Genomic DNA, 1,276 nt, shown 5'->3' on the forward strand with positions numbered 1-1,276 from the left:
TTAAAGTATCAAGATACAATAGTTTTACAGAAGAAAAATTAAACCAAGCAACAGGAACTGTTAAAGAAGGAGTTGGCAAATTGATAGGCGATAAAGAACTTGAAAACGAAGGAGCTGCTGAAAAAGTTGTTTCTAAAGGTAGAAGGTGTTAAAAACATGCTTCATAAAGATGATGCTAAATAATTAAATTTAGGTAATCTTGCTATTTTTCTCTAAAACACTCCCAGTTAGGGGGGCAAGGTATCGGATTAGCTATTGTAAAGAGCTTTGTTGAAGCGCATAAAGGTAGTATAACTGTAAAAAGTAAATTAGGTCTAAGAACTAAATTTGTTATAAAGTTACCATTTCAATAAAGGAGGAGAGTTATTTATTTCAAAAATAGATAAAAATTGCTAAACTAATATGTGAATGTTGGTCAAAAAATATTTTTTCAACTGATTTCAATAGATAGTGTCGAAAAAGTTCATTTAGATATCTTATCAAATTCTGTAGTAATCTTTTCTAAGAAGGACTTATCAATAGCTACAATTAAAAAAGAAGTTTTTGGATTACAAATTTATGAGATGACTTAAATGTGATTAATTAAAGGAGGATGAACACAGTGAAAAAGATGATAAAATTAGTATTTGCAAGTCTTGGAATTATTGTATTTTTAGGAGCATGTAGCAATCAAAGTGAATCGAATAATTCTAAAAGTACAAATGAGGAATCGACTTCTATAGCGTCTAGTGAAATGAATAGTATGGAGGGAATGAATCATGAAGGTATGGTTCCTTCTTCAATGAAAGATGCTGCGAACCCTAAATTCCCGGTGGGAAGTAATGTTATACTGCTAGGCGATCATATGAAAGGGATGAGAGGTGCAAAAGCTCAAGTTGTAGGAGCCTTTGATACTACAATTTATGAAGTAAGCTATAAGCCAAAAACTGGGGGACCAATGGTTAAGAATCATCGATGGGTAGTACAAGAAGAGTTAAAAGATACTAAGACTGTAGCAAATGAGGGCGATACTGTTATCTTGAATGCCGATCACATGGATGGGATGATGGGAGCTGAAGCAAAAGTAGATAAATCTATTACAGGAACTGTTTACGTTGTTAATTACACTCCAACCGATGGTCAAAAAGAAGTTAAGAATCATATGTGGGTAACTGAAGATGAGATGGAATATGACAAAAATAATGAGTAATTTGGTTCTGTTGCAAAGTTTTAAATAAAGAATAAAATCCCTTACGGTATCTATGATTGTAGCTTTAGGGGACGAATTAAAACCAAC

The 1,276-nt window shown here is 32.6% G+C and carries 1 protein-coding gene and 3 pseudogenes; all 4 read left to right on the forward strand.

What is annotated here, in order from left to right; genetic code table 11:
- Positions 1–183, forward strand: a pseudogene (locus HMPREF2655_RS10205) (CsbD family protein); the annotation flags it as partial.
- 44 nt (positions 184–227) lie between these two features.
- Positions 228–353, forward strand: a pseudogene (locus HMPREF2655_RS09910) (ATP-binding protein); the annotation flags it as partial.
- A 29-nt stretch (positions 354–382) separates the two neighbouring features.
- Positions 383–572: pseudogene (locus HMPREF2655_RS09915) on the forward strand (hypothetical protein).
- 20 nt (positions 573–592) lie between these two features.
- Positions 593–1,189 carry a YdhK family protein gene (locus HMPREF2655_RS02845; protein WP_001098860.1) on the forward strand — a complete coding sequence of 199 codons (597 nt, stop codon included), beginning with the start codon at positions 593–595 and terminating at the stop codon, positions 1,187–1,189.
- The last annotated feature ends 87 nt before the right edge of the window (positions 1,190–1,276 follow it).

It is taken from the genome of Streptococcus sp. HMSC066F01 (genome assembly GCF_001837335.1).
In the GTDB taxonomy this organism is placed as follows: domain Bacteria; phylum Bacillota; class Bacilli; order Lactobacillales; family Streptococcaceae; genus Streptococcus; species Streptococcus oralis_S.

Excerpts from the sequence above, each read along its gene's own strand:
- HMPREF2655_RS02845 (WP_001098860.1), top strand. The coding sequence starts at position 593 with ATGAACACAGTGAAAAAGATGATAAAATTAGTATTTGCAAGTCTTGGA.